Raw genomic sequence first — 26,929 nt, 5'->3', positions numbered from 1 at the left:
GTAAGCGTAGCGCCACCGGGCTTATAAACAACGCTTATCGCGCATTATCATCCAGCGCAAACGTCGGCAGCTTCAGATGCCAGCGTATCGCCGCTAACCGTATCCCCAGCGTGACCACCATACCCAGCATGGCTGCATTTTCTAGCGGCATCGCAAAGGTGTAATACGCCGTCGCGTGAACAATCCCACCAATAATACACGCCGTGGCATAGATTTCGGTACGCAGGATCATGGGAACTTCACGCGCCAGAATGTCGCGAATAATCCCGCCGCCGACCCCGGTTAACACGCCCATGCAGATGGCCACCATCGGGCCCGTTCCCGCATTGAAGGCTTTGTTGACCCCGATGCCCACAAAGACGGCCAGACCGACGGCATCCAGTACCGGGAGTATCCATTTCGGTAACCGGCGGGGTTGGCGAACCAACACAATGGTCAACAGACAGGTGACCATCGCCACCACCAGATCGGTTGGATCTTTTACCCAAAATACCGGGCCATTCGCCAGGGCCATATCACGTATCGTCCCGCCACCCACGGCGGTGACCACGCCCAGCACCAGCACGCCAAACGGATCCATGCGCAGTTTTCCGGCGAGTAAAACGCCGGAGATAGCAAAAACGGCTGTGCCAAGAATATCCAGCCAATAAACGAGCATCGTTAAATCCTCGAGCGGGGTATGTTGTTAGTGACTCTCTGCCAGCGCGGCACAGAGCTGTTTTGCGGCGAGGATAATACGCGGGCTGGCGCGTTCAAACCAGTCACTGGTGAGGGGGATCACCGGTATTTTTAGCTGACGTTGCCAGAATTGTTCAATTTTAGGAATCTCGCTCGCATTTCCGACCACCACGATGGCCTGTGGCTGGCGTGCGAGCACCTGTTCCCGGCTGACCTGAGGCCACGGCACCCGGCTGGCTGCAAAGATGTTTTCACCGCCGCAGATTTCCAGCACCTGATTCTGAATGGATCCTTTCCCGGTGGTGAACAGCGGCTGGCTGCCAAACTGCAGGAAGATGCGTTTTTTGACGGGGGTATCGTAGCGGGATTTCAGCGCGGCATAGTCGCTGAGCATCTGTTTCGCGGCATTCTCGGCTTTTGCTGGGGTAGGGCTGTAGGGGGCCAGAGAACGCAGTGCCTGAGCGACCTGCTCAATGCTCACCGCATCAATCCACATCACCTTGATCCCAAGCGAGGAGAGCTGGTTGACCTGCCGCTCGGCGTTACCGCCGCGCCAGGCGAGCACGAGATCGGGTTTAAGCGCCACGATGCGCTCAATGTTCATCCCTTGCCAGGTCGCCACCTGTTCAATATGGGCCGCTTGCGGAGGGTAATCCGAAAAGCTGCTCACGCCGACAGGCGTGATCCCGGCGGCAAAGGCCAGTTCGGTGTTTGCCGGAGAGAGCGTAATCACACGCGGCGCGGCAAATAGCCATGCCGGTGCGAGAAAAAGCAGGGCGACCAGCGCCCTGATGTATGGGTTACCCACGAGCCAGTTTCTGCACCAGGCGCTCCACCATCACGGTGGACTGTTTTGCCGCAACGGTCAGGAACTCGTCGAAGCTGATATGAGACTGCTGGTCAGCCACGTCTGAGATGGCGCGAACCACCACGAACGGAACGTTGAAGTTATGGCAAACGTGAGCAATGGCGGTCGCTTCCATCTCAACGGCAACGGCCTGAGGGAAGTTATGACGAATTTTCGCCAGGCCGACGGAGCCATTAATGAACGCATCACCGCTGACGATCAGGCCGCGTACCGCGTTGAGGTTCAGCTCAGCGATGCAGCTTTCAGCCGCCGCAATCAGTTTGTCATCGGCTTTAAACCCGGCCGGGCAACCCGGAAGCTGACCGTATTCGTAGCCGAATGCGGTAACGTCTGCATCGTGGTAACGCGCTTCATCGGAAACAACGATATCACCGACTTTCAGCGTCGACGCCAGGCCGCCTGCAGAACCGGTGTTAATGATAACGTCCGGCTTGCAGCGTTCGAGCAGCAGGGTCGCGCCCAGCGCAGCAGCAACCTTACCGATGCCTGATTTCAGCAGAGCGACGTCAACGCCATTCAACTGGCCGGTATAGATCTCACAGCCACCGAGGGAGAGAGTCTGACGGTTCTCAATTTTGTCACGCAGCAGCGTAACTTCTTCTTCCATTGCACCAATAATGCCGATTTTCATAGATTTACTCGCGATGTGCCTTGTTAAGATGCATAGTCTATCATGCGGTTAAGAGGAAACGCATTCTCACGCGGGGGAGCACATGTCACCAATCGATTTTCGCACCAAAATTAACTGGCACCGACGTTTCCGTTCGCCGCAGGGCGACAAGAGCGAGCATGAGATCCTGCGTATCTTCGAAAGCGATCGTGGGCGGATCATAAACTCGCCGGCAATCCGTCGGTTACAGCAAAAAACCCAGGTGTTTCCGCTTGAACGTAACGCTGCGGTGCGCACGCGCTTAACGCATTCTATGGAAGTTCAGCAGGTTGGCCGCTACATTGCCAAAGAGATCTTAAGCCGTCTCAAAGAGCAGCAGCTCCTCGAAACCTATGGGCTGAATGAGCTGACCGGGCCGTTTGAGAGCATCGTTGAGATGGCCTGCCTGATGCATGACATCGGTAATCCGCCCTTTGGTCATTTTGGTGAAGCCGCCATAAATGACTGGTTTAAACAGCGGCTTTATCCTGCTGATGCGGTAAGCCAGCCTCTGAGCGATGACCGCTGCCTGGCGGGGGATTTACGCCTGCGCGAAGGTGAAGACGCGCTGAACGACCTGCGGCGTAAAGTCCGTCACGACCTCTGTCACTTCGAAGGCAATGCGCAGGGGATCCGGCTGGTCCACTCCCTGATGCGTATGAACCTGACCTGGGCACAGGTGGGGTGCATCCTGAAATATACGCGACCGGCATGGTGGATGGGCGAGACGCCCGCGTCGCACAGTTATTTGATGAAAAAGCCGGGCTATTATCTTTCTGAAGAAGCCTATATTGAGCGCCTGCGTAAAGAACTTTCTCTGACACCAAACGGCCGCTTCCCCTTAACCTGGATTATGGAAGCTGCCGACGACATTTCATATTGTGTTGCCGACCTGGAAGACGCCGTTGAGAAAAGAATATTCAGCGTCGAAGAACTTTATCAGCATCTTTATGAGGCCTGGGGAACGCATGAAAAAGGCTCGCTGTTTGCTCAGGTTGTCGAAAATGCCTGGGAGAAATCGCGTTCAAATACATTAAGCCGCAGCACGGAAGATCAGTTCTTTATGTATTTACGGGTCAATACATTAAATAAACTGGTGCCGTATGCCGCCTCGCGCTTTATAGACAACCTGCCGTTAATTTATAGCGGCGAATTCAACCATGCGTTGCTGGAAGATGACAGCAGCTTTAGCCAGCTTCTTGAACTCTATAAAAACGTGGCCGTGCGTCATGTTTTCAGCCATCCGGATGTTGAACAGCTTGAGCTGCAGGGATACAGGGTTATCAGTGGGTTACTCGAAATCTATCGGCCTCTGCTGCAGTTATCCGTCGACGAGTTCAGCGAGCTGGTGGAAAAAGAGCGCGTGCGGCGAATACCGATCGAATCCCGGCTTTATCAGAAACTTTCAACCCGCCACCGTCTGGCTTATGTCGAAGCCATCGGCAAGCTGGATCGGCAGTCGCCCCAGTGGCCGGTGCTGGAATATTATTATCGCTGCCGTCTTATCCAGGACTATATCAGCGGGATGACAGATTTGTATGCCTGGGATGAATACCGCAAGCTCATGGCGGTGGAATAAGCACAGAGTTTTGTAAAGACGGCCAATAAATTTTTACCTTTTCCATAAACTTATGGCCGGAACTAAGCGGTATAAAATGAATCTGAGTTACACAGCAATTTTGCGTTATCTGTAAATCGAGATTAAGACACATGAAAAAAACCACATTAGCAATGAGTGCACTGGCTCTGAGTTTAGGTTTAGCGCTGTCTCCTCTGACTGCTACTGCAGCTGAGACCGCATCGTCGGCAGCGACCGCGCAGCAGATGCCAAGCCTGGCACCGATGCTCGAAAAAGTGATGCCATCGGTGGTGAGTATTAACGTTGAGGGCAGCACAACCGTCAATACGCCGCGTATGCCGCGTAACTTCCAGCAGTTCTTTGGTGATAACTCACCTTTCTGCCAGGACGGTTCGCCATTCCAGAGCTCCCCGTTCTGTCAGGGCGGTGGTGCAGGGGATGACACCCAGGGGGGTGGCCAGCAGCAGAAATTCATGGCGCTTGGCTCGGGTGTGATTATCGATGCGGCGAAAGGCTACGTCGTGACCAACAACCACGTTGTTGATAACGCCAACAGCATTAAGGTCCAACTGAGCGACGGGCGTAAATTTGATGCCAAAGTGGTCGGGAAAGACCCGCGCTCCGATATCGCGCTGATCCAGATTCAGGATCCGAAAAACCTGACGGCGATTAAAATTGCCGACTCCGATGCGCTGCGTGTCGGTGATTATACCGTCGCTATCGGTAACCCGTTCGGTCTGGGTGAAACCGTAACCTCGGGGATTGTTTCCGCGCTGGGTCGTAGCGGCCTCAACGCTGAAAACTATGAAAACTTCATCCAGACGGATGCCGCCATCAACCGGGGTAACTCCGGCGGCGCGCTGGTGAACCTGAACGGTGAGCTGATTGGTATCAACACCGCGATCCTTGCACCGGACGGCGGCAATATCGGGATCGGCTTTGCTATCCCAAGTAACATGGTGAAAAACCTGACCGCGCAGATGGTGCAGTATGGGCAGGTGAAACGCGGTGAACTGGGGATTCTGGGTACCGAACTGAATTCCGAACTGGCTAAGGCGATGAAAGTTGACGCCCAGCGCGGTGCATTTGTCAGCCAGGTGATGCCGAACTCCTCCGCGGCGAAAGCGGGCATTAAAGCGGGTGATGTCATTACCTCCCTGAACGGGAAACCGATCAGCAGCTTTGCCGCGCTGCGTGCTGAAGTGGGCTCCATGCCGATTGGCAGCAAAGTGACCCTCGGCCTGCTGCGTGACGGTAAACCGGTTAACGTGAGCCTGGAACTGCAGCAGAGCAGCCAGAATCAGGTTGATTCCAGCACCATCTTCAGCGGCATTGAAGGCGCCGAGATGAGCAATAAAGGTCAGGACAAAGGCGTTGTGGTGAACAACGTTAAAGCGAACAGCCCGGCTGCGCGCATTGGCCTGAAAAAAGGCGATGTGATCATGGGTGCGAACCAGCAGCCAGTGAAAAACATCGCTGAACTGCGCAAAATTCTGGACAGCAAACCTTCCGTGCTGGCGTTGAATATTCAGCGTGGTGATACCTCAATTTACCTGCTGATGCAGTAATCCTCTCAGGCCCCTGTTTCAGATGAGCAGGGGCTTTTCACCTTTCTGTGACCTTTTCCACAACTCCATACTTCTCCCTTTCACTTTGTGCATTCGCACAATGCAGCGGTAGCTGAACTTCCCTATGCTTGAGCTCTGCTCACAGGAGGGTTACATGGCTGGCTGGCATCTCGATACCAAAATGGCGCAGGATATTGTGGCACGCACCATGCGCATCATTGATACCAATATCAACGTAATGGATGCCCGTGGGCGCATTATTGGCAGTGGCGATCGTGAGCGTATTGGGGAATTGCACGAAGGGGCGCTGCTGGTGCTCTCCCAGGGGCGGGTGGTGGACATCGACGATGCGGTGGCGAAACACCTGCACGGTGTCCGTCAGGGCATCAATTTACCGCTGCGTCTTGAGGGGGAAATTGTTGGCGTTATCGGCCTGACCGGCGAGCCGGAGTCGCTGCGAAAATATGGCGAACTGGTCTGTATGACGGCGGAGATGATGCTTGAGCAGTCGCGCCTGATGCATCTGCTCGCCCAGGACAGCCGTCTGCGTGAAGAGCTGGTGATGAACCTGATTCAGGCGGATGAGCATACCCCTGCACTCAATGAATGGGCGCAGCGCCTGGGAATCGATCTGAATCAGCCGCGCGTCGTGGCGGTAATTGAGGTGGACAGCGGCCAGCTTGGCGTCGACAGTGCGATGGCTGAGCTGCAGCAGCTGCAAAATGCGCTGGCGACGCCGGAACGCGATAACCTGGTGGCGATTGTCTCTCTGACGGAAATGGTGGTGCTCAAGCCCGCGCTGAACGCGTTCGGGCGCTGGGATGCAGAAGATCATCGTCGTCGCGTGGAGCAGTTGATAGCCCGCATGAAGGAGAATGGTCAGCTTCGTTTTCGCGTCGCGCTGGGCAATTACTTCACCGGTCCGGGCAGTATTGCCCGCTCCTGGCGTACTGCCCGCACCACCATGATGGTGGGTAAGCAGCGGATGCCGGAAAGCCGCAGTTATTTCTACCAGGATCTGATGCTCCCGGTGCTGCTCGACAGCCTGCGCGGTGGCTGGCAGGCCAATGAGCTGGCACGTCCGTTAGCGCGCCTCAAGGCAATGGACAACAACGGTCTGTTGCGTCGGACGCTGCAGGCGTGGTTCCGTCATAACGTACAGCCGCTGGCAACGTCGAAAGCGTTGTTTATACATCGCAATACGCTGGAATATCGACTGAACCGGATTTCGGAGCTGACAGGGCTGGATCTGGGGAGCTTTGACGACAGGCTGCTGCTTTATGTGGCGTTACAGCTCGATGAGCAGAGATGAGTGAAATACGGCCTGATGCCCTTACTCCATACCTTTCCACGGGAGAGGGCGCAAACACTAAAACGGCAATCAAAGATTGCCGTTTTGCGTTTATTTCCGGGTAAGCTTTTCAAGATCCGCTTCGATTTCGCTAATCTTGTTGGTGACAACGCTTTCAAGGTGACGCAGATCGTCGAGGATCTTACGTTTGAGATCGACTTCAGTGCGGTCGCGCTGACAGATCTGATCGAGTTCATCGATCACATAGCGCAGATTAGGGCTGATTTCCTGTACTTCTTTGTATCCCTGTCCTACACCGTCAGCGACGACGGTCTTACGCTGGCGTGGATATTTAAACTTCACGCTCTTGGCGAAAAACTCTCCTTTGTCCTTGTGAAAATAGATTTTCAGAATGTCGTTATTAGCTTCCTGGCGAAGGCTGTAACGATCAATTTCATCAGGATTGGTAATGCCCAGACTTTTCAGATTATCGTACATAGCGGTACCCTTGATCTCAACATAACCTTTGAATAATTAACGAAAAAATCTATTTTCGCCACCCTCAGATATGAAAAAAGCGGGGTGGCCCCCGCTTTTTGTTATATCCGATTAATCGATGGTGCGCAGCAACTCATTGATGCCCACCTTACCGCGGGTTTTCGCATCAACTTTCTTCACGATAACCGCACAGTACAGGCTGTACTTGCCATCTTTTGACGGCAGGTTGCCGGAGACCACAACGGAACCGGCCGGCACGCGACCGTAGTGAATTTCACCGGTCTCACGATCGTAAATACGGGTGCTCTGACCGATGTAAACGCCCATCGAGATAACGGAGCCTTCCTCAACGATCACGCCTTCCACCACTTCAGAGCGCGCGCCGATGAAGCAGTTATCTTCGATGATGGTTGGGTTAGCCTGCAGTGGCTCCAGTACACCACCGATACCCACGCCGCCGGACAGGTGAACGTTTTTACCGATCTGCGCGCAGGAGCCGACGGTTGCCCAGGTATCCACCATGGAGCCTTCGTCTACGTAAGCACCGATGTTCACGTAGGAGGGCATCAGCACGGTGTTACGCGCGATGAACGCACCCTGACGTACGGCCGCTGGCGGTACTACGCGGAAGCCTTCTTTCTGGAAGCGAGCTTCGTCGTAGTCAGCGAATTTCATAGGGACTTTATCGAAGTAGCGGCTTTCTGCTCCGTCGATAACCTGGTTATCATTGATACGGAAAGAGAGCAGCACGGCTTTCTTCAGCCATTGATGAGTTACCCACTGACCGTCGATTTTTTCTGCTACACGTAGCGCGCCGGAATCCAGCAGAGAAATAACCTGATTAACCGCTTCACGGGTAACGGTATCCACATTTGCCGGAGTAATCTCGGCGCGACGCTCAAAAGCGGACTCAATAACGTTCTGTAACTGCTGCATTGTTTACTCTTTCCATTTCACTAAAAAACACGTCACCCTTTATCGTTTGGATTGAGGGCTGCTGTCAACCGTTGTTGCACTTCAAGTTGCAGGTCATTATTAAGGGCACGCCGATCGGCGGTGGCGATTATAAATAAATCTTCTACTCGTTCGCCAATGGTTGTAATTCTGGCCCCGTGAAGCGAAATTCCCAGATCGGCAAAAACCTGGCCGACGCGGGCGAGAAGCCCTGGCTGGTCGAGCGCGATCAGCTCCAGGAACGATTTACGATCGGTGTGGGTCGGCAGGAAATTGACCTCGGTATCGACGGTAAAGTGGCGTAATTTCGACGGCTGACGACGCGGCTGCGGTGGTTGCCAGCTGCGCTGGGTGATCGCCTGTTCCAGGCCAAAACGTATCCCTTCATGGCGGTCCGACGACAGCGGGCTTCCGTCTGGCTCCAGTACAATAAAGGTGTCCATCGCCATGCCGTCCCGGGTGGTGAAAATCTGCGCGTCGTGAACGCTCAGGTTACGCCTGTCCAGTTCGGCACAAACCGCAGCAAACAGATAAGGCCGATCCGGACTCCAGATAAAGATCTCGGTACCGCCGCGCGTGGCCTGCGGACTGAGGAGGATCATCGGCTGCGACAAATCATGCTGAAGCAGATGTCGCGCATGCCAGGCAAGCTGGTTTGGGCTGTGGCGGACAAAATAGTTGGCACGACAGCGCGCCCAAATCTGATGCAGCGCCTCTTCATCAATGTTATCCATCCGCAACAGCGCCAGCGCCTGCAGCTGATGATGGCGTACACGCTCGCGCATGTCCGGGGTGTTTTGCATCCCGCGGCGCAGCTGTTTTTCGGTGGCAAAGTACAACTCGCGCAACAGGCTTTGCTTCCAGCTGTTCCACAGCGTTTCGTTGGTGGCACAAATATCGGCTACCGTCAGGCAGACCAGATAGCGCAGGCGGTTTTCCGTCTGAACCTCTTCTGCAAACTGCTTGATGACCTCCGGATCCTGAATGTCACGACGCTGCGCGGTGACGGACATCAGCAGGTGATGGCGTACCAGCCAGGCAACCAGCTGCGTCTCGCGAGAGTTCAGTCCATGCAGTTCGGCAAATTTCAGCACGTCCTGTGCGCCGAGCACCGAGTGGTCACCGCCGCGACCTTTGGCGATGTCGTGGAACAGGGCGGCAATCAGGATCAGTTCCGGGTGGGTAAGACGTGGCCACAGTTCGACGCACAGTGGGTGACGTGAGCGTGTCTCTTCTCTGGCAAAGCTCTCCAGCTTGAGCATGACGCGGATCGTGTGTTCATCCACCGTATAGGCGTGGAACAGATCGAACTGCATCTGCCCGACGATATGTGACCACTGTGGCATATAGGCCCACAGCACGCTGTGGCGATGCATCGGCAGAAGCCCACGGCTGACGGCCCCCGGATGGCGCAACATACTGAGAAAAAGGGATCGGGCTTCCGGGATATAGCACAGTGGCTGCGTCAGATGACGGCGCGCATGGCGCAGATGACGCAGCGTTGTGGAGTAGATCCCGGTGATCGTGCTATTGCGAACCATGATGTAGAACATCCGCAGGATCGCTTCCGGCTCACGGATAAACAGCGTTTCGTCGCGCAGATCGATAAGCGTGCCGCGCAGCTGGAATTCATCATCGATTGGCCGCGGTTTTTCGTCTGCCGTCAGGGCCAGGATCGCTTCGTCGAACAGCTGCAGCAGCATCTGGTTCAGTTCAGTGACGCGACGGGTAACGCGGAAGAAATCCTTCATCATGTGTTCAACCGGCTCGTTACCTTCACCACGGTAGTTGAGGCGCTGCGCTACGCTGAGCTGACGGTCAAACAGCAGACGGTTATCGTAGCGGCTAAGCTCGAGATGCAGGGCAAAACGGATCCGCCAGAGCAGGTGCAGACACTCATTCAGCTCGTTTCGCTCAGCCTCGGTTAAAAAGCCGAAGCCAACCATCTCGTCCATTGAGGTGGCGCCAAAGTGGCGGCGGGCCACCCACTGCAGCGTGTGAATGTCGCGCAGTCCGCCCGGACTGCTTTTAATATCCGGCTCCAGGTTATAGCTGGTGCCGTGGTAGCGCTGGTGACGCTGATTCTGCTCCTCGACCTTCGCGGCGAAGAATTTTTCTGAAGGCCAGAAGCCGTCGCTGAAAATGTGTTTTTGCAGTTCCAGGAACAACGCAACGTCGCCAATCAACAGGCGGGTTTCAATCAGGTTGGTGGCGACGGTCAGGTCAGATAATCCTTCGAGCAGGCACTCTTCCAGCGTGCGCACGCTGTGGCCCACTTCAAGCTTCACATCCCACAGCAGCGTCAGCAGTTCACCAATTTTCTGCGCCTGTTCATCCGGCAGTTTTTTGCGGCTTAAAATCAGTAAGTCGATATCGGAAAGCGGATGAAGCTCACCGCGGCCATAGCCCCCGACGGCGACCAGTGCCACGTCACTGATCTGCCCAAACCCGTAATCAATCCACAGACGCTGCAGGAGCTGGTCGATAAACTCGGTGCGTGCTTCAATGAGCTGCTCCGCGGAGATGCCGGCATCAAATGCGCTTCCGAGCCAGCGCTGGAAGACATCCATATGCGCCTTGATACCGGCGCAGGTCAAATCCTGCTGGGGCCAGACGCCCGGGTTATCGGGCTGGTCGGGTAGGGTGGGAAGTGCTGTGTTAGCATACTGTTCGGGTAAAAGATTACTCATCGTGCGCCACCCATAAGAAAAAGCTATAGCCATTAAAAAAGCCGGCATCTGCCGGCTTTTTTATCATTCATCGTGTGTGAGTATCGCCGGGATGGTGTCATCCTTGCGCAACGTCATAATTTCGCAGCCGTTGTCTGTTACCACAATAGTATGCTCGTACTGCGCAGACAAGCTTCTGTCTTTGGTTTTCACCGTCCAGCCATCTTTCATGGTGCGGATGCGGTAATCACCGGCGTTGACCATCGGCTCGATGGTGAAGGTCATGCCTTTTTGCAGTACCACGCCGCCGTCATCCGCATCATAGTGCAGAACCTGTGGCTCTTCGTGGAAGACACGACCAATGCCGTGGCCGCAGTATTCACGCACAACGGAGAAACCTTCCGCTTCAACGAATTTCTGGATAGCGGCCCCGATGGTGCGCAGGCGAATGCCGGGTTTAACCATTTTCAGCGCCAGGTAGAGGCTTTCTTGCGTCACTTTGCACAGACGCTCGCCCAGAATCGTCGGCTTGCCCACGATGAACATCTTAGAGGTGTCACCGTGGTAGTCATCTTTAATGACCGTCACGTCGATGTTGACGATGTCGCCATCTTTGAGCAGTTTTTCGTTGTCCGGAATACCGTGACAAACCACTTCGTTAATCGAAATGCAGACGGATTTCGGGAAACCATGGTAGCCAAGGCAGGCGGAGACCGCGTGCTGCTCATTGACGATATAGTCGTTACAAATGCGGTCCAGTTCACCCGTGCTAACGCCCGGCTTCACGTACGGCTCGATCATTTCCAGCACGTCTGCGGCCAGACGACCGGCGACGCGCATCTTTTCAATTTCTTCAGGTGTCTTAATAGAGATAGCCATGTAATCTGTCCATCAGTGTCGATTTTTTCGACAATACTAGTCTAAGTGTCGTTAATGGTATCAGTCAGGCGCACCCCGTGCCAAATTGAGAATCATTAACAGCACACTCGGCCAACAACTGTTGGTTTCTGGTCGTGTTTTGTGGTATAAAGCGCGCCGGACTTCCGATCCATTTCAGATACACAGGCTGGACGGAAGCGACAAATCTCACTTTGTGTAACAACACACACGTATCGGCACATATTCCGGGGTGCCCTTCGGGGTCGGTAATATGGGATACGTGGAGGCATAACCCCAACTTTTAATATAGAGGTTTTAAACATGGCAACTGTTTCCATGCGCGACATGCTCAAGGCTGGTGTTCACTTCGGTCACCAGACCCGTTACTGGAACCCGAAAATGAAGCCTTTCATCTTCGGCGCACGTAACAAAGTTCACATCATCAACCTTGAGAAAACTGTACCAATGTTCAACGAAGCCCTGGCTGAGCTGAACAAGATCTCTTCCCGTAAAGGTAAGATTCTGTTCGTTGGTACTAAGCGCGCTGCAAGCGAAGCTGTGAAAGATGCTGCTAACAGCTGCGATCAGTTCTTCGTGAACCATCGCTGGTTGGGCGGCATGCTGACTAACTGGAAAACCGTTCGTCAGTCCATCAAGCGCCTGAAAGATCTGGAAACCCAGTCTCAGGACGGTACTTTCGACAAGCTGACTAAGAAAGAAGCGCTGATGCGCACTCGTGAACTGGACAAGCTGGAAAACAGCCTGGGCGGTATCAAAGATATGGGCGGCCTGCCAGACGCGCTGTTCGTAATCGATGCAGACCACGAGCACATCGCAATCAAAGAAGCTAACAACCTGGGTATCCCGGTATTCGCTATCGTTGATACCAACTCCGATCCGGACGGTGTTGACTTCGTTATCCCGGGTAACGACGACGCAATCCGTGCTGTTAGCCTGTACCTGAGCGCTGTAGCTGCTACCGTTCGTGAAGGCCGTTCCCAGGATCTGGCTTCTCAGGCGGAAGAAAGCTTCGTAGAAGCTGAATAATAAGGTTTCACCCCTTATTAGTACCGTGTATGAATAGGGGCCAATTATCGGCCCCTTTTTTCAATTTACACTGTTTGGCCTCAGGCCGGGCAGTTCACATCTCCCGAGGATTTAAGAATGGCTGAAATTACCGCATCCCTGGTAAAAGAGCTGCGCGAGCGTACTGGCGCAGGCATGATGGATTGCAAAAAAGCGCTGACTGAAGCGAACGGCGACATCGAGCTGGCAATCGAAAACATGCGTAAATCCGGTGCGATCAAAGCAGCTAAAAAAGCAGGCAACGTTGCTGCTGACGGCGTGATCATCACCAAGATCGACGGCAACTACGGCATCATCCTGGAAGTTAACTGCCAGACTGACTTCGTTGCTAAAGATGGTGGTTTCCAGGCATTTGCTAACAAAGTTCTGGACGCAGCTGTTGCGGGCAAAATCACTGACGTTGAAGTTCTGAAAGCACAGTTCGAAGAAGAACGTGTTGCTCTGGTTGCTAAAATCGGTGAGAACATCAACATCCGTCGTGTTGCTTCTCTGGAAGGCGACGTTCTGGGTTCATACCAGCACGGTGCACGTATCGGTGTTCTGGTTGCGGCTAAAGGCGCTGATGAAGAGCTGGTTAAACAGCTGGCTATGCACATCGCTGCAAGCAAACCAGAATTCGTTAAGCCAGAAGACGTGTCTGCTGAAGTGGTAGAGAAAGAGTACCAGGTTCAGCTGGACATCGCGATGCAGTCTGGTAAGCCAAAAGAAATCGCAGAGAAAATGGTTGAAGGCCGCATGAAGAAATTCACCGGCGAAGTTTCTCTGACTGGCCAGCCATTCGTTATGGATCCAAGCAAGTCTGTTGCTCAGCTGCTGAAAGAGCACAACGCTGACGTGACTGGCTTCATCCGCTTCGAAGTGGGCGAAGGCATCGAGAAAGTTGAGACTGACTTCGCAGCAGAAGTTGCTGCAATGTCCAAGCAGTCTTAATGATTGAAAAGGAGCCGCCTGAGGGCGGCTTCTTTTTGTCACCCGTCACACGAAATCAGACAGGCTCCAGTATCCCTGTGCTGATATGCGACATATCATGTCGCCAGAATTAACCCCCATCTTAATCGTTGACAGTCTCAGGAAAGAAACATGGCTACCAATGCAAAACCCGTGTACAAACGCATTCTGCTTAAGCTGAGTGGCGAAGCGCTGCAGGGATCGGAAGGCTTCGGTATTGACGCAAGCATCCTTGACCGCATGGCACAGGAAATCAAAGAACTGGTCGAACTGGGTATTCAGGTTGGCGTGGTCATTGGCGGTGGCAACCTTTTCCGTGGTGCTGGTCTGGCGAAAGCGGGGATGAACCGCGTTGTGGGCGACCACATGGGTATGCTGGCAACCGTGATGAATGGCCTGGCAATGCGTGATGCGCTTCATCGCGCCTATGTGAACGCCCGCCTGATGTCCGCAATCCCATTGAATGGCGTCTGCGATAACTACAGCTGGGCAGAGGCGATTAGCCTGCTGCGCAACAACCGCGTGGTGATCCTCTCCGCCGGTACGGGTAACCCGTTCTTTACTACCGATTCCGCTGCCTGCCTGCGCGGTATCGAGATCGAAGCCGATGTGGTTCTGAAAGCGACCAAAGTGGATGGCGTGTTTACTGCCGACCCGGCAAAAGATCCGTCTGCCACCATGTACGATCAGCTGAGCTACAGCGAAGTGCTGGAAAAAGAGCTGAAAGTGATGGATCTTGCCGCCTTTACGCTGGCTCGTGACCACAAACTGCCGATCCGTGTCTTCAACATGAACAAACCTGGCGCACTGCGTCGCGTGGTCATGGGTGAAAAAGAAGGCACTTTGATCACGGAATAATTTCCGTCGGCGATAAATACAGGTAAGATTCCGCTTTATTTTGTAGTGGTATCTTACCTGGGCGCGCCTTTGGCGTTGTCAGAATTAAACGCGACTATACTTAGCACACCTGTAGCGCTGTGCTGGCGGATAGTCTGCCTGAGACAAGTTTTCAAGGATTCGTAACGTGATTAACGAAATCAGAAAAGATGCTGAAGTACGCATGGAAAAATGCGTAGAAGCGTTCAAAACCCAAATCAGCAAAATCCGTACTGGCCGTGCTTCCCCAAGCCTGCTGGATGGCATCATCGTAGAATACTACGGCACGCCAACGCCACTGCGTCAGCTGGCGAGTGTTACCGTTGAAGATACCCGTACGCTGAAAATCAACGTCTTCGATCGTTCTATGAGCCCAGCGGTTGAGAAAGCGATCATGGCGTCTGACCTGGGTCTGAACCCAAGCTCTGCGGGCGCTGACATTCGCGTTCCACTGCCTCCACTGACTGAAGAACGTCGTAAAGACCTGATCAAAGTCGTTCGTGGTGAAGCTGAGCAAGGTCGCGTATCCGTGCGTAACGTACGTCGTGATGCGAACGACAAACTCAAAGCGCTGCTGAAAGAAAAAGAGATCAGTGAAGATGACGATCGTCGTTCTCAGGACGACATTCAGAAGATGACGGATGCTGCGATCAAGAAAATTGATGCGGCGCTGGCAGATAAAGAAGCGGAACTGATGCAGTTCTGATTTCTGTCGTACACTGATAAACGCCGTTCAGAAGGACTTCGGGTCTTGCTGGCGGCGTTTTGCTTTTATCTGGTCTAACTTTTTTCGGGCATCTCATGAAGCATTTAACACTCCTTGGCTCAACCGGCTCTATCGGTTGCAGCACTCTCGACGTTGTTCGCCATAATCCTGAACATTACACCGTGACCGCGCTGGTGGCCGGTAAGAATGTGCAGCGTATGATCGAACAGTGCCTGGAGTTTACGCCTCGCTATGCGGTTATGGATGACGAAGAGAGCGCCCGCCTGCTCACCGCGCAGTTGCGTGAGAAAGGCTGTCGTACCGAGGTCCTGAGTGGCCAGCAGGCGGCCTGCGACATGGCTGCGCTGGATGAGGTTGATCAGGTCATGGCGGCAATCGTCGGGGCTGCAGGGCTGCTACCGACGCTTGCCGCTATTGATGCCGGTAAAGAGGTTCTGCTGGCTAACAAAGAGTCGCTGGTGACCTGCGGACGTCTCTTTATGGAGGCGGTGAAGCAGCGCGGGGCGCGTCTTTTACCGGTCGACAGCGAGCACAACGCGATTTTTCAGAGTTTACCGCAACCTTTTCAACAGAACCTGGGGTACGCTGACCTGGAGCAGAATGGCGTTGTATCGATTTTGCTTACCGGGTCAGGTGGCCCGTTCCGTGAAACGCCACTGTCTGAACTGAGCGCAATGACGCCTGAGCAGGCGTGCCGTCATCCGAACTGGTCAATGGGGCGTAAAATCTCCGTTGACTCCGCCACCATGATGAACAAAGGTCTGGAATACATTGAAGCGCGCTGGCTGTTCAATGCGTCGGCGAAACAGATGGAAGTGCTGATCCACCCGCAATCGGTGATTCACTCGATGGTGCGCTATCAGGATGGCAGCGTCCTTGCGCAACTGGGCGAACCGGACATGCGCACGCCTATCGCGCATGCCATGGCGTGGCCGAATCGGGTGAAGTCCGGGGCGAAACCGCTCGATTTTTGCAAGCTGAGTTCACTGACCTTTAGCGAACCGGACTACGATCGTTATCCGTGTCTGAAGCTTGCGATGAAAGCTTTTGACCAGGGGCAGGCGGCGACGACGGCACTTAATGCAGCTAATGAAATTACCGTTGAGGCATTTCTGAATCAGCAGATCCGATTTACCGATATTGCGACGTTGAATTTATCGGTACTGGAAATGATGGATTTGCGCGAACCACAAAGCGTGGAAGAGGTGCTGGCGGTGGATGCTCAGGCTCGCGTTATTGCACGTAAGCAGGTGACACGCCTCGCAAGCTGGTGATAAAGCAAGCACTAGTGGTTGTGCTATTTGTTAGCGTTGGGCTTCAGTGATATAGTCTGCGCCACCTGATCGCAGGTATTTGACTTTACGTGGTCAGGTAAGCCGTGGTTTGACACGGCTTTTTTACGTATAGGCTTCAGTATTCCTGAGTACCGTTAAATCCTTTTCAGGGACCAAAAACGCGTTATGTTGTCTGCGAATCAACCAATAAGCGAAAACTTGCCAGCTCATGGCTGCCGTCATGTAGCAATCATTATGGATGGCAACGGCCGCTGGGCGAAAAGACAAGGGAAGATACGAGCCTTTGGGCATAAAGCTGGGGCGAAATCTGTTCGCCGCGCCGTTTCTTTTGCCGCCAATAACGGCATTGATGCGTTAACGCTCTATGCTTTTAGCAGTGAAAACTGGAATCGACCGCCGCAGGAAGTGACCGCGTTGATGGAATTGTTTGTGTGGGCGCTCGATAGCGAAGTAAAAAGCCTGCACCGCCACAACGTCCGTCTGCGTATTATCGGCGAAACCAGTCGTTTTAACTCACGTTTGCAGGAACGGATTCGTAAAGCAGAAGCGCTGACTGAAAATAATACCGGTCTGACGCTCAATATCGCGGCGAATTACGGTGGACGCTGGGATATTATCCAGGGCGTTCGGCATCTGGCCGAACAGGTTCAGGAAGGGCTGTTGAGACCTGACCAAATTGATGAAGAGGCGCTGAGTAAGCAAATCTGCATGAATGAACTGGCACCTGTGGATTTGGTAATTAGGACAGGGGGAGAACATCGCATCAGTAACTTTTTGCTGTGGCAAATTGCCTACGCCGAACTTTACTTTACTGATGTTCTTTGGCCCGATTTTGATGAACAAGACTTTGAAGGTGCGCTGCATGCCTTTGCCAATCGAGAGCGTCGTTTCGGCGGCACCGAGCCAGGTGGCGACAAAGCCTGATGGGGGTAGCTTTTGCTGAAGTATCGCCTGATTTCCGCTTTTGTATTAATACCCATTGTCATTGCGGCGCTGTTTTTACTGCCCCCGGTGGGATTCGCTATTTTGACGCTGGTGGTCTGCATGCTCGCCGCGTGGGAATGGGGTCAGTTTAGCGGCTTTACCTCACGCACTCAGCGGGTATGGCTGGCGGTACTCTGTGGCTTTATCCTGGCCCTGATGCTGTTTACCTTGCCTGAATATCACCATGATATTCACCAACCGCTGGTAGCCGGTTCCCTTTGGGTATCGCTGGGCTGGTGGGTTGCCGCGCTGCTGCTGGTGCTTTTTTACCCAGGTTCCGCGGCATTCTGGCGTAATTCAAAAGTGTTGCGTCTTATTTTTGGCCTGCTCACAATTGTTCCTTTTTTCTGGGGTATGGTCGCACTGCGCGCCTGGCACTATGACGAAAACCACTACAGCGGCGCGATCTGGCTGCTTTATGTGATGATTCTCGTCTGGGGGGCTGACTCTGGGGCCTATATGTTTGGTAAACTGTTTGGCAAACATAAACTGGCGCCAAAAGTGTCTCCGGGCAAAACCTGGCAAGGATTCATCGGCGGCCTGTTTACGGCAGCAATCATTTCCTGGGGCTATGGCGTCTGGGCGAATCTGGAAGTGGCACCGTCAATACTGCTGGTGTGCTCTATTTTTGCTGCGCTGGCCTCGGTACTCGGTGATTTAACCGAAAGTATGTTTAAGCGTGAAGCAGGGATTAAGGACAGCGGACACCTGATTCCAGGACATGGCGGTATACTGGATCGCATTGATAGCCTGACAGCGGCTGTTCCAGTGTTTGCGTGCTTGCTTTTACTGGTATTCGGGACGATTTAACGGAAGGTTTTATGCTGAGCATTCTCTGGAATCTGGCGGCGTTCATTGTTGCACTGGGTGTACTGATTACCGTGCATGAATTTGGCCATTTCTGGGTTGCTCGCCGTTGCGGTGTGCGGGTAGAGCGGTTTTCCATCGGTTTTGGTAAATCACTCTGGACGCGCACTGACCGCCACGGCACAGAATTTGTCATCGCTCTTATCCCGCTTGGCGGCTACGTTAAGATGCTCGACGAACGCGTTGAGCCTGTCGCCCCTGAGCTACGACACAGCGCATTCAACAACAAAACCGTTGGACAACGCGCCGCCATCATCGCTGCCGGGCCGGTAGCCAACTTCATCTTTGCTGTTTTCGCCTACTGGCTGGTGTTTATCATCGGCGTGCCTGGCGTGCGTCCGGTTGTGGGTGAAATTGCGCCTGATTCCATCGCGGCGAGTGCGCAAATTACGCCGGGGATGGAACTTAAAGCGATTGATGGCATCGAAACCCCTGATTGGGATGCCGTGCGTCTGCAGCTGGTAGCCAAAATTGGCGATCGGCAGACAACATTCAGCGTGTCGCCGTTTGGTTCTGACCAGCGGCAGGACAAAGTGCTCGATTTACGTCACTGGCGTTTCGAGCCAGACAAAGAAGATCCCGTCTCTGCGCTGGGCATTCGTCCACGCGGTGCGCAGATTGAGCCGGTATTAGCCGAAGTACAGGCAAACTCGGCTGCCAGCAAAGCAGGTTTGCAAGCGGGCGACAGGATCGTTAAAGTCGATGGTCAACCATTAACAGAGTGGATGACCTTTGTTACTCTGGTGCGCGATAATCCGGGCACGTCGCTCGCGCTGGAAGTTGAAAGGCAGGGCAGTCCGCTTTCGCTGACGCTGACTCCGGATACGAAGTCGGTCGGCAAAAAGGCAGAAGGGTTTGCAGGCGTTGTGCCGAAAGTCATCCCGCTGCCAGATGAGTACAAGACAATACGCCAGTATGGGCCGTTCAGCGCCATCCTTGAAGCCACGGATAAAACATGGCAACTGATGAAGCTGACGGTAAACATGTTGGGGAAATTGATAACCGGTGATGTGAAACTGAACAACCTCAGTGGGCCAATTTCAATAGCTCAGGGGGCTGGGATGTCAGCGGAGTTCGGGGTGATTTACTATCTCATGTTTCTTGCGCTCATTAGCGTGAACCTTGGGATAATCAACCTGTTCCCGCTTCCCGTTTTAGACGGGGGTCATCTGCTGTTTTTGGCGATTGAAAAGCTAAAAGGCGGGCCGGTATCCGAGCGAGTTCAAGACTTTAGTTATCGCATTGGCTCGATTTTGCTGGTGCTGTTAATGGGGCTTGCACTTTTCAATGATTTCTCTCGGTTGTAAGAGAGTTAGTTAGGAAGAACGCATAATAACGATGGCGATGAAAAAGTTGCTCATAGCGTCGCTGCTGTTTAGCAGCGCCACCGTATACGGTGCTGACGGGTTCGTAGTGAAAGACATTCATTTCGAAGGCCTTCAGCGTGTCGCCGTTGGTGCGGCCCTCCTCAGTATGCCTGTGCGCCCCGGCGATACGGTTAATGATGATGACATCAGTAACACCATCCGTGCTCTGTTTGCCACTGGCAACTTCGAGGATGTCCGCGTCCTGCGCGATGGTGATACGCTTCTGGTTCAGGTAAAAGAACGTCCGACGATCGCCAGTATCACCTTCTCCGGTAACAAGTCGGTGAAAGATGACATGCTCAAGCAGAACCTTGAAGCATCTGGCGTACGTGTGGGGGAATCCCTGGACCGCACAACCCTTTCAGACATAGAAAAAGGTCTGGAAGACTTCTATTACAGCGTGGGTAAATACAGTGCCAGCGTGAAAGCGGTTGTGACGCCGTTGCCACGTAACCGTGTTGACCTGAAACTGGTCTTCCAGGAGGGTGTTTCTGCGAAGATCCAACAGATCAACATCGTGGGTAACCACGCGTTCAGCACCGATGAACTGATCTCTACGTTCCAGCTGCGCGACGAAGTGCCATGGTGGAACGTGGTGGGCGATCGTAAATACCAGAAGCAGAAACTGGCGGGCGACCTTGAAACCCTGCGCAGCTACTATCTGGATCGCGGTTATGCCCGTTTCAACATCGACTCGACTCAGGTCAGTCTGACGCCAGACAAGAAAGGCATCTACATTACGATTAACATCACAGAAGGCGATCAGTACAAGCTTTCTGGTGTTGACGTGAGTGGTAACCTGGCAGGCCATTCTGCTGAGATCGAATCGCTGACTAAAATTCAGCCGGGCGAGCTGTATAGCGGGTCTAAAGTGACCAAAATGGAAGACAGTATTAAGAAGCTGCTCGGCCGCTATGGTTATGCTTATCCGCGTGTACAAACTCAGCCTGAAATCAACGACGCGGATAAAACTGTGAAGCTTCACGTTAACGTTGATGCGGGTAACCGTTTCTACGTGCGTAAGATCCGCTTCGAAGGTAACGACACCTCCAAAGATTCCGTCCTGCGTCGCGAAATGCGTCAGATGGAAGGCGCATGGTTAGGTAGCGACCTTGTTGATCAGGGTAAAGAGCGTCTGAACCGTCTGGGCTATTTCGAAACGGTTGATACCGATACCCAGCGTGTTCCGGGCAGCCCGGATCAGGTTGATGTCGTGTATAAAGTCAAAGAGCGTAACACCGGTAGCTTTAACTTCGGTGTGGGCTACGGTACTGAAAGTGGCGTCAGCTTCCAGGTCGGCGTACAGCAGGATAACTGGCTGGGTACGGGTTACTCCGTAGGTATCAACGGTACCAAAAACGACTACCAGACCTACTCTGAGTTCTCTGTTACCAACCCATACTTCACCGTAGATGGTGTGAGCCTGGGCGGTCGTATCTTCTATAACGACTTTAAAGCAGATGACGCGGATCTGTCTTCTTACACCAACAAGAGCTACGGTGTAGATGGCACGCTCGGCTTCCCGGTTAACGAATACAACTCGCTGCGCGCTGGTTTAGGTTATGTGCATAACGACCTGTCCAACATGCAACCGCAGGTGGCGATGTGGCGTTATCTGGACTCTATTGGCCAGTCAACCAGTAAAAATGGGGACAACAACGGCTTTGCTGCTGATGACTTCACCTTCAACTATGGCTGGACCTATAACCGTCTCGACCGGGGTTACTTCCCGACGGAAGGTTCTCGTGTCAACCTGAACGGTAAAGTGACCGTTCCGGGTTCTGATAACGAGTTCTACAAGGTAACGCTGGACACCGCGTCCTACTTCCCAATTGATGACGACCACAAGTGGGTAGTCCTGGGTCGTACCCGTTGGGGCTATGGCGATGGTTTAGGTGGCAAAGAACTGCCATTCTATGAGAACTTCTACGCCGGTGGTTCCAGCACCGTCCGTGGCTTCCAGTCCAACAACATTGGTCCGAAAGCGGTCTATTACGGCGGTAACGACACCGATAACTGTAATAAATCGTCGTCTTCTGAAGTCTGTAGCTCTGATGATGCGGTGGGCGGTAACGCCATGGCCGTTGCCAGCCTGGAGTTCATCACGCCTACGCCGTTCATCAGTGATAAATACGCAAACTCAGTCCGTACATCCATCTTCTGGGATGCCGGTACTGTATGGGATACCAACTGGGAGAATACTGCCCAGATGCGTGCGGCAGGCGTACCAGACTACAGCGATCCGAGCAATATTCGCATGTCTGCAGGTATCGCATTACAATGGATGTCACCGCTGGGGCCGTTGGTCTTCTCTTACGCCCAGCCGTTTAAGAAATACGATGGAGACAAAGCGGAGCAATTCCAGTTTAACATTGGTAAAACCTGGTAATAATCCGCTGCAATGGAATGCGTTGGCAGTGTAGCGCTGACAACTGGCGATCGGTAACACGATCGCCTTGCCACGCAAAGAACGGTACCTTCTGGTGCCAATGGGATGGTAAGGAGTTAATTGTGAAAAAGTGGTTATTAGCTGCAGGTCTCGGTTTAGCGATGGCAACCTCTGCTCAGGCAGCAGACAAAATTGCAATCGTCAACATGGGTAATTTGTTCCAGCAGGTTGCACAGAAAACAGGTGTTTCTGCGACGCTGGAAAACGAATTCAAAGGCCGTGCAAGCGAACTGCAGGGTATGGAAAACGATCTTCAGTCCAAAATGCAGCGTCTGCAGCGTGATGGTTCTACCATGAAAGCGAGCGACCGTAGCAAGCTGGAAAAAGACGTAATGGCTCAGCGTCAGACGTTCTCCCAGAAAGCGCAGGCTTTCGAGCAGGATCGTCAGCGTCGTTCTAACGAAGAGCGTGGCAAGCTGGTGACTCGCATTCAGACTGCTGTTAAAGCAGTTGCTGCCGATCAGAGCATCGATCTGGTTGTTGATGCGAATGCCGTTGCTTTCAACAGCAGCGATGTTAAAGACATCACCGCTGATGTTCTGAAACAGGTTAAATAAGTAATGCCTTCAATTCGACTGGCTGATTTAGCTCAGCAGTTGGATGCAGAATTACACGGTGATGGCGATCTCGTCATCACCGCTGTTGCGTCCATGCAATCTGCTAAAGCCGGCACTATTACCTTCATGGTAAGCCCTAAGTACCGTGAGCAACTGGCTCAATGCCAGGCGTCAGCTGTTGTTCTGACGCAGGACGATCTTCCGTTTGCCACTGGAAGCGCGTTGGTAGTGAAAAATCCCTACCTGACGTATGCACGCATGGCACAAATTCTTGATTCCACGCCGCAGCCGGCGCAGGACATTGCTGCCAGTGCAGCGATTGATCCGACGGCTCAGCTTGGTCACAACGTGGCAGTTGGCGCAAATGCCGTTATCGAATCTGGCGTGGTGCTGGGCGATAATGTTGTCATTGGCCCAGGTTGCTTCGTTGGGAAAAATACGAAAATCGGCGCCGGGACCCGTTTATGGGCCAACGTGTCTGTTTACCATGAAGTAGAAATTGGCGAAAATTGCCTCATTCAGTCCAGCACAGTGATTGGTTCTGATGGCTTTGGCTACGCTAACGATCGTGGTAATTGGGTTAAGATCCCACAGCTTGGTCGCGTGATTATCGGCGATCGTGTTGAGATTGGTGCTTGTACCACCATTGACCGTGGTGCACTTGACGATACGATTATTGGCAATGGTGTTATCATCGATAATCAGTGCCAGATTGCGCATAACGTTGTGATTGGCGACAATACCGCGGTTGCGGGTGGCGTTATCATGGCGGGCAGCCTGAAAATTGGCCGTTACTGCATGATCGGCGGTGCGAGCGTGATTAATGGCCATATGGAAATATGCGACAAGGTGACCGTGACAGGAATGGGCATGGTAATGCGTCCTATCACCGAACCTGGCGTCTATTCCTCTGGCATCCCGCTGCAACCCAACAAGGTATGGCGTAAAACAGCTGCTCTGGTGATGAATATTGATGATATGAGCAAGCGACTCAAGTCTCTTGAGCGCAAAATCGATCAACAAGACTAAGCGTTCATCCGTTTAATGCTATATTCCCCGGCCTGTCGGCTTTCTTATAAACCGGCAGGCCGTGTTATTATTTTTATCAGTACATTTTGACAGGAAGAGTATTTTGACTACTGACACTCATACTCTGCATATTGAAGAGATTTTAGAACTTCTGCCGCACCGCTACCCGTTTTTGCTGGTAGACCGTGTGCTGGATTTTGAAGAAGGTCGTTTTCTGCGCGCAGTGAAAAATGTTTCCGTGAACGAGCCGTTCTTCCAGGGACACTTCCCGGGTAAACCTATCTTCCCGGGTGTGTTGATTCTGGAAGCGATGGCACAGGCTACCGGTATTCTTGCGTTTAAAAGCGTGGGCAAACTGGAGCCGGGTGAGCTGTACTACTTCGCGGGTATCGATGAAGCGCGCTTCAAGCGTCCTGTCGTGCCTGGTGATCAGATGATCATGGAAGTCACTTTTGAAAAAACGCGTCGCGGCCTGACTCGCTTCAAAGGCGTAGCTCTGGTTGACGGCAAAGTTGTTTGCGAAGCGACTATGATGTGTGCTCGTAGCCGGGAGTCTTGATACGTGATTGATAAATCCGCCTTTATTCATCCTACCGCCATTGTGGAAGTCGGTGCCATTATTGGTGCTAACGTCCATATTGGCCCATTTTGTATTGTTGGACCCCATGTCGAAATTGGTGAGGGTACAGTACTGAAATCTCACGTTGTCGTGAATGGTCATACGACTATTGGCTGCAATAACGAGATCTATCAGTTCGCTTCCATCGGCGAAGTAAACCAGGATCTTAAATATGCTGGTGAGTCGACCCGTCTGGAAATCGGCGATCGTAACCGCATTCGCGAAAGCGTCACCATTCATCGTGGAACAGTACAGGGTGGTGGATTGACGAAGGTGGGCAGCGACAACCTGTTTATGGTTAATGCGCATATCGCGCACGACTGTACGGTAGGTAACCGCTGTATTCTTGCCAACAACGCAACGCTGGCAGGACACGTATCGGTAGATGATTTCGCAATTATTGGCGGCATGACCGCAGTCCATCAGTTCTGCATCATTGGTGCACACGTGATGGTCGGCGGATGCTCCGGTGTGGCGCAGGATGTCCCACCGTTCGTCATTGCGCAGGGTAACCATGCCACGCCGTTTGGCGTGAACATCGAAGGCCTCAAGCGTCGTGGCTTTAGCCGCGAAGCGATTACTGCAATCCGCAACGCGTACAAACTGTTGTACCGTAGCGGTAAAACGCTGGAAGAGGCGAAGCCGGAAATTGCCGAGCTGGCGGAGAAGCACCCTGAAGTGAACGAGTTCATGACGTTCTTTGACCGTTCCACAAGGGGTCTGATTCGTTAATGGTCGACAGTCGTCCGCTTACGATAGCCCTGGTCGCCGGAGAAACCTCCGGCGATATTCTTGGTGCAGGTCTTATCCGTGCGCTCAAGGCCCGGGTACCCAATGCGCGCTTTGTAGGCGTTGCTGGCCCGCTGATGCAGGCCGAAGGCTGTGAAGCCTGGTATGAAATGGAAGAGCTGGCTGTGATGGGCATTGTTGAGGTGCTGGGTCGCCTGCATCGTCTGCTGCACATTCGTGCCGATCTCACCCGTCGCTTTACCGAACTCAAACCTGATGTGTTTGTCGGTATCGATGCACCGGATTTCAACATTACCCTCGAAGGGAATCTGAAACAGAAGGGCATCAAAACCATTCATTATGTCAGTCCGTCCGTCTGGGCGTGGCGACAGAAACGCGTTTTCAAAATCGGACGGTCAACCAACCTGGTGCTGGCTTTTCTGCCTTTCGAAAAAGCGTTTTACGACAAATTTAATGTCCCGTGCCGTTTTATCGGTCATACCATGGCGGATGCAATGCCGCTGGATCCGGATAAAAACGCGGCGCGCGATGTGCTGGGTATTTCTCATGATGCGCACTGTCTGGCACTGCTGCCTGGTAGCCGTGGTGCAGAAGTCGAGATGCTCAGCGCGGACTTCCTGAAAACGGCGCAAATCCTTCGCAAGACCTATCCTGACCTCGAAGTGGTTGTGCCGCTGGTGAATGCAAAACGTCGCGAGCAGTTTGAGCGCATCAAGGCGGACGTTGCTCCGGATCTCCATGTTCATCTGCTGGACGGGAAGGGCCGTGAGGCGATGGTCGCAAGCGACGCCGCACTGTTGGCCTCGGGCACCGCTGCGCTGGAGTGTATGCTGGCGAAATGCCCGATGGTGGTAGGCTATCGCATGAAGCCGTTCACCTTCTGGCTGGCGAAACGTCTGGTGAAAACGGACTATGTCTCTCTGCCAAACCTGCTTGCCGGGCGCGAGCTGGTGAAAGAGCTTCTGCAGGATGAGTGCGAGCCGCAGGCGCTGGCCGATGCGTTGTTACCGCTACTGGCCGACGGCAAAACCAGCCACCAAATGCATGATACGTTCCGCGAACTGCATCAGCAGATCCGCTGTAATGCCGATGAACAAGCGGCTGAAGCGGTGCTGGAGTTAGCAAAATGATGGAATTTATTTACCCTCACACCCACCTCGTGGCGGGTGTGGACGAAGTCGGTCGTGGCCCGTTAGTGGGTGCAGTGGTGACCGCTGCGGTGATCCTCGATCCTGCTCGCCCGATTATCGGGTTAAACGACTCTAAAAAATTGTCTGAAAAGCGCCGTCTGGCGCTGTTTAGTGAGATTCAGGAAAAGGCGCTGGCCTGGAGCCTGGGGCGTGCAGAGCCGCATGAGATCGACGAACTCAATATTTTGCATGCCACTATGCTGGCGATGCAGCGTGCGGTGGCGGGTCTGAAAATTACCCCGGAGTATGTCCTGATTGACGGAAACCGCTGCCCTGCATTGCCGATGCCGTCAATGGCGGTGGTGAAAGGCGATAGCCGGGTCGCAGAAATCAGTGCGGCTTCTATCATTGCCAAAGTGACGCGTGATGCCGAAATGGCCGCGCTGGACCTCACTTACCCTCAGTATGGCTTCGCCCAGCATAAGGGTTATCCAACGGCCTTTCATCTGGAAAGGCTGGCTGAACATGGCGCAACTGAACATCACCGACGCAGCTTTGGCCCGGTGAAACGCGCGCTGGGACTGGTGTCCTGAATCAATACGCAAGCAATTA

General features: G+C 53.4%; 25 protein-coding genes. 18 read left to right on the top strand and 7 right to left on the bottom strand.

From position 1 onward, the window contains the following. Window positions 1-34 precede the first annotated feature (34 nt). From BJ887_RS11855 to mtnN, 3 genes are read right to left on the bottom strand one after another with little or no spacing between them, the layout of a single operon-like run. Window positions 35-658: a TRIC cation channel family protein gene (locus BJ887_RS11855; protein WP_014168690.1), complete on the bottom strand. Its 624-nt coding sequence runs from the start codon at window positions 656-658 to the stop codon at window positions 35-37. 27 nt (window positions 659-685) lie between these two features. Continuing rightward, on the bottom strand, window positions 686-1,486 hold the full coding sequence (gene btuF / locus BJ887_RS11850) for a vitamin B12 ABC transporter substrate-binding protein BtuF (protein WP_025205196.1): 801 nt from the start codon (window positions 1,484-1,486) through the stop codon (window positions 686-688). Next, window positions 1,479-2,177 carry a 5'-methylthioadenosine/S-adenosylhomocysteine nucleosidase gene (gene mtnN, locus BJ887_RS11845; protein ID WP_014168692.1) on the bottom strand — a complete coding sequence of 233 codons (699 nt, stop codon included), beginning with the start codon at window positions 2,175-2,177 and terminating at the stop codon, window positions 1,479-1,481. Before mtnN ends, btuF begins: the two co-directional genes overlap by 8 nt. 82 nt (window positions 2,178-2,259) lie before the next feature. Here mtnN and dgt point away from each other — a divergent pair, with 82 nt between their 5' ends. From dgt to cdaR, 3 genes are all read left to right on the top strand, one after another. Further along, entirely contained in the window at window positions 2,260-3,774 is a 1,515-nt protein-coding gene (dgt, locus tag BJ887_RS11840) for a dGTPase (RefSeq protein ID WP_121339901.1), read from the top strand. 131 nt (window positions 3,775-3,905) lie between these two features. Further along, the gene (gene degP / locus BJ887_RS11835; RefSeq protein ID WP_032679638.1) at window positions 3,906-5,342 is read left to right on the top strand and encodes a serine endoprotease DegP; all 1,437 of its coding nucleotides are present in this window, start codon (window positions 3,906-3,908) and stop codon (window positions 5,340-5,342) included. 154 nt (window positions 5,343-5,496) lie between these two features. Then, window positions 5,497-6,654, top strand: coding sequence for a DNA-binding transcriptional regulator CdaR (gene cdaR, locus BJ887_RS11830; protein WP_020882613.1), 1,158 nt, complete (start codon window positions 5,497-5,499; stop codon window positions 6,652-6,654). A gap of 90 nt (window positions 6,655-6,744) precedes the next feature. Here cdaR and BJ887_RS11825 read toward each other — a convergent pair whose 3' ends face one another. The 4 genes from BJ887_RS11825 to map form a co-directional block, all read right to left on the bottom strand. Beyond that, the gene (locus BJ887_RS11825; RefSeq protein ID WP_014168696.1) at window positions 6,745-7,131 is read right to left on the bottom strand and encodes a DUF3461 family protein; all 387 of its coding nucleotides are present in this window, start codon (window positions 7,129-7,131) and stop codon (window positions 6,745-6,747) included. Between the two features lie 111 nt (window positions 7,132-7,242). Next, complete coding sequence (gene dapD, locus BJ887_RS11820) at window positions 7,243-8,067, bottom strand: 2,3,4,5-tetrahydropyridine-2,6-dicarboxylate N-succinyltransferase (protein WP_020882614.1); 825 nt, start codon at window positions 8,065-8,067, stop codon at window positions 7,243-7,245. A gap of 32 nt (window positions 8,068-8,099) precedes the next feature. Beyond that, window positions 8,100-10,775 carry a bifunctional uridylyltransferase/uridylyl-removing protein GlnD gene (gene glnD / locus BJ887_RS11815; RefSeq protein WP_113656567.1) on the bottom strand — a complete coding sequence of 892 codons (2,676 nt, stop codon included), beginning with the start codon at window positions 10,773-10,775 and terminating at the stop codon, window positions 8,100-8,102. 63 nt (window positions 10,776-10,838) lie between these two features. After that, the gene (gene map / locus BJ887_RS11810; protein ID WP_014168699.1) at window positions 10,839-11,633 is read right to left on the bottom strand and encodes a type I methionyl aminopeptidase; all 795 of its coding nucleotides are present in this window, start codon (window positions 11,631-11,633) and stop codon (window positions 10,839-10,841) included. 321 nt (window positions 11,634-11,954) lie between these two features. Between map and rpsB the strand changes: the two genes are divergently transcribed. From rpsB to rnhB, 15 genes are all read left to right on the top strand, one after another. Next, complete coding sequence (gene rpsB, locus BJ887_RS11805; RefSeq protein WP_003856207.1) at window positions 11,955-12,680, top strand: 30S ribosomal protein S2; 726 nt, start codon at window positions 11,955-11,957, stop codon at window positions 12,678-12,680. Between the two features lie 117 nt (window positions 12,681-12,797). Beyond that, window positions 12,798-13,649: a translation elongation factor Ts gene (gene tsf, locus BJ887_RS11800; protein WP_008501911.1), complete on the top strand. Its 852-nt coding sequence runs from the start codon at window positions 12,798-12,800 to the stop codon at window positions 13,647-13,649. A gap of 150 nt (window positions 13,650-13,799) precedes the next feature. Continuing rightward, the gene (pyrH, locus tag BJ887_RS11795; RefSeq protein WP_003856194.1) at window positions 13,800-14,525 is read left to right on the top strand and encodes a UMP kinase; all 726 of its coding nucleotides are present in this window, start codon (window positions 13,800-13,802) and stop codon (window positions 14,523-14,525) included. Between the two features lie 166 nt (window positions 14,526-14,691). Beyond that, window positions 14,692-15,249 (top strand): ribosome recycling factor, encoded by a 558-nt coding sequence (gene frr / locus BJ887_RS11790; RefSeq protein WP_014168702.1) that lies wholly within the window; start codon window positions 14,692-14,694, stop codon window positions 15,247-15,249. Between the two features lie 95 nt (window positions 15,250-15,344). Further along, window positions 15,345-16,544, top strand: a complete 1,200-nt coding sequence (gene ispC, locus BJ887_RS11785; RefSeq protein ID WP_020882617.1) for a 1-deoxy-D-xylulose-5-phosphate reductoisomerase — start codon at window positions 15,345-15,347, stop codon at window positions 16,542-16,544. Window positions 16,545-16,730: 186 nt separating this feature from the next. Further along, the gene (ispU, locus tag BJ887_RS11780) at window positions 16,731-17,489 is read left to right on the top strand and encodes a (2E,6E)-farnesyl-diphosphate-specific ditrans,polycis-undecaprenyl-diphosphate synthase (RefSeq protein WP_014168704.1); all 759 of its coding nucleotides are present in this window, start codon (window positions 16,731-16,733) and stop codon (window positions 17,487-17,489) included. A gap of 12 nt (window positions 17,490-17,501) precedes the next feature. After that, complete coding sequence (cdsA, locus tag BJ887_RS11775) at window positions 17,502-18,359, top strand: phosphatidate cytidylyltransferase (protein WP_032679640.1); 858 nt, start codon at window positions 17,502-17,504, stop codon at window positions 18,357-18,359. 11 nt (window positions 18,360-18,370) lie between these two features. Then, the gene (gene rseP, locus BJ887_RS11770; protein WP_020882618.1) at window positions 18,371-19,723 is read left to right on the top strand and encodes a sigma E protease regulator RseP; all 1,353 of its coding nucleotides are present in this window, start codon (window positions 18,371-18,373) and stop codon (window positions 19,721-19,723) included. Window positions 19,724-19,754: 31 nt separating this feature from the next. Continuing rightward, window positions 19,755-22,172 carry an outer membrane protein assembly factor BamA gene (bamA, locus tag BJ887_RS11765; RefSeq protein WP_014168707.1) on the top strand — a complete coding sequence of 806 codons (2,418 nt, stop codon included), beginning with the start codon at window positions 19,755-19,757 and terminating at the stop codon, window positions 22,170-22,172. Between the two features lie 122 nt (window positions 22,173-22,294). Beyond that, window positions 22,295-22,789, top strand: a complete 495-nt coding sequence (gene skp, locus BJ887_RS11760; protein ID WP_020882619.1) for a molecular chaperone Skp — start codon at window positions 22,295-22,297, stop codon at window positions 22,787-22,789. Window positions 22,790-22,792: 3 nt separating this feature from the next. Then, a complete protein-coding gene (gene lpxD, locus BJ887_RS11755; RefSeq protein ID WP_014168709.1) occupies window positions 22,793-23,818 on the top strand; it encodes a UDP-3-O-(3-hydroxymyristoyl)glucosamine N-acyltransferase in 1,026 nt (341 codons plus the stop codon). Between the two features lie 103 nt (window positions 23,819-23,921). Then, window positions 23,922-24,377, top strand: a complete 456-nt coding sequence (fabZ, locus tag BJ887_RS11750; protein WP_010426706.1) for a 3-hydroxyacyl-ACP dehydratase FabZ — start codon at window positions 23,922-23,924, stop codon at window positions 24,375-24,377. A gap of 3 nt (window positions 24,378-24,380) precedes the next feature. After that, entirely contained in the window at window positions 24,381-25,169 is a 789-nt protein-coding gene (gene lpxA, locus BJ887_RS11745; protein ID WP_020882620.1) for an acyl-ACP--UDP-N-acetylglucosamine O-acyltransferase, read from the top strand. Continuing rightward, a complete protein-coding gene (gene lpxB, locus BJ887_RS11740) occupies window positions 25,169-26,317 on the top strand; it encodes a lipid-A-disaccharide synthase (RefSeq protein ID WP_121339900.1) in 1,149 nt (382 codons plus the stop codon). The genes lpxA and lpxB overlap by 1 nt, the downstream gene beginning before the upstream one ends. Continuing rightward, on the top strand, window positions 26,314-26,910 hold the full coding sequence (gene rnhB / locus BJ887_RS11735; RefSeq protein ID WP_014168714.1) for a ribonuclease HII: 597 nt from the start codon (window positions 26,314-26,316) through the stop codon (window positions 26,908-26,910). The genes lpxB and rnhB overlap by 4 nt, the downstream gene beginning before the upstream one ends. Window positions 26,911-26,929 lie beyond the last annotated feature (19 nt).

This window comes from Enterobacter sp. WPR_3_1, from assembly GCF_003635055.1.
Classification (GTDB): domain Bacteria; phylum Pseudomonadota; class Gammaproteobacteria; order Enterobacterales; family Enterobacteriaceae; genus Enterobacter; species Enterobacter ludwigii.
The sequence above is the reverse complement of the archived record's forward strand: the minus strand, read 5'-3'. Positions and strand labels throughout refer to the sequence as shown.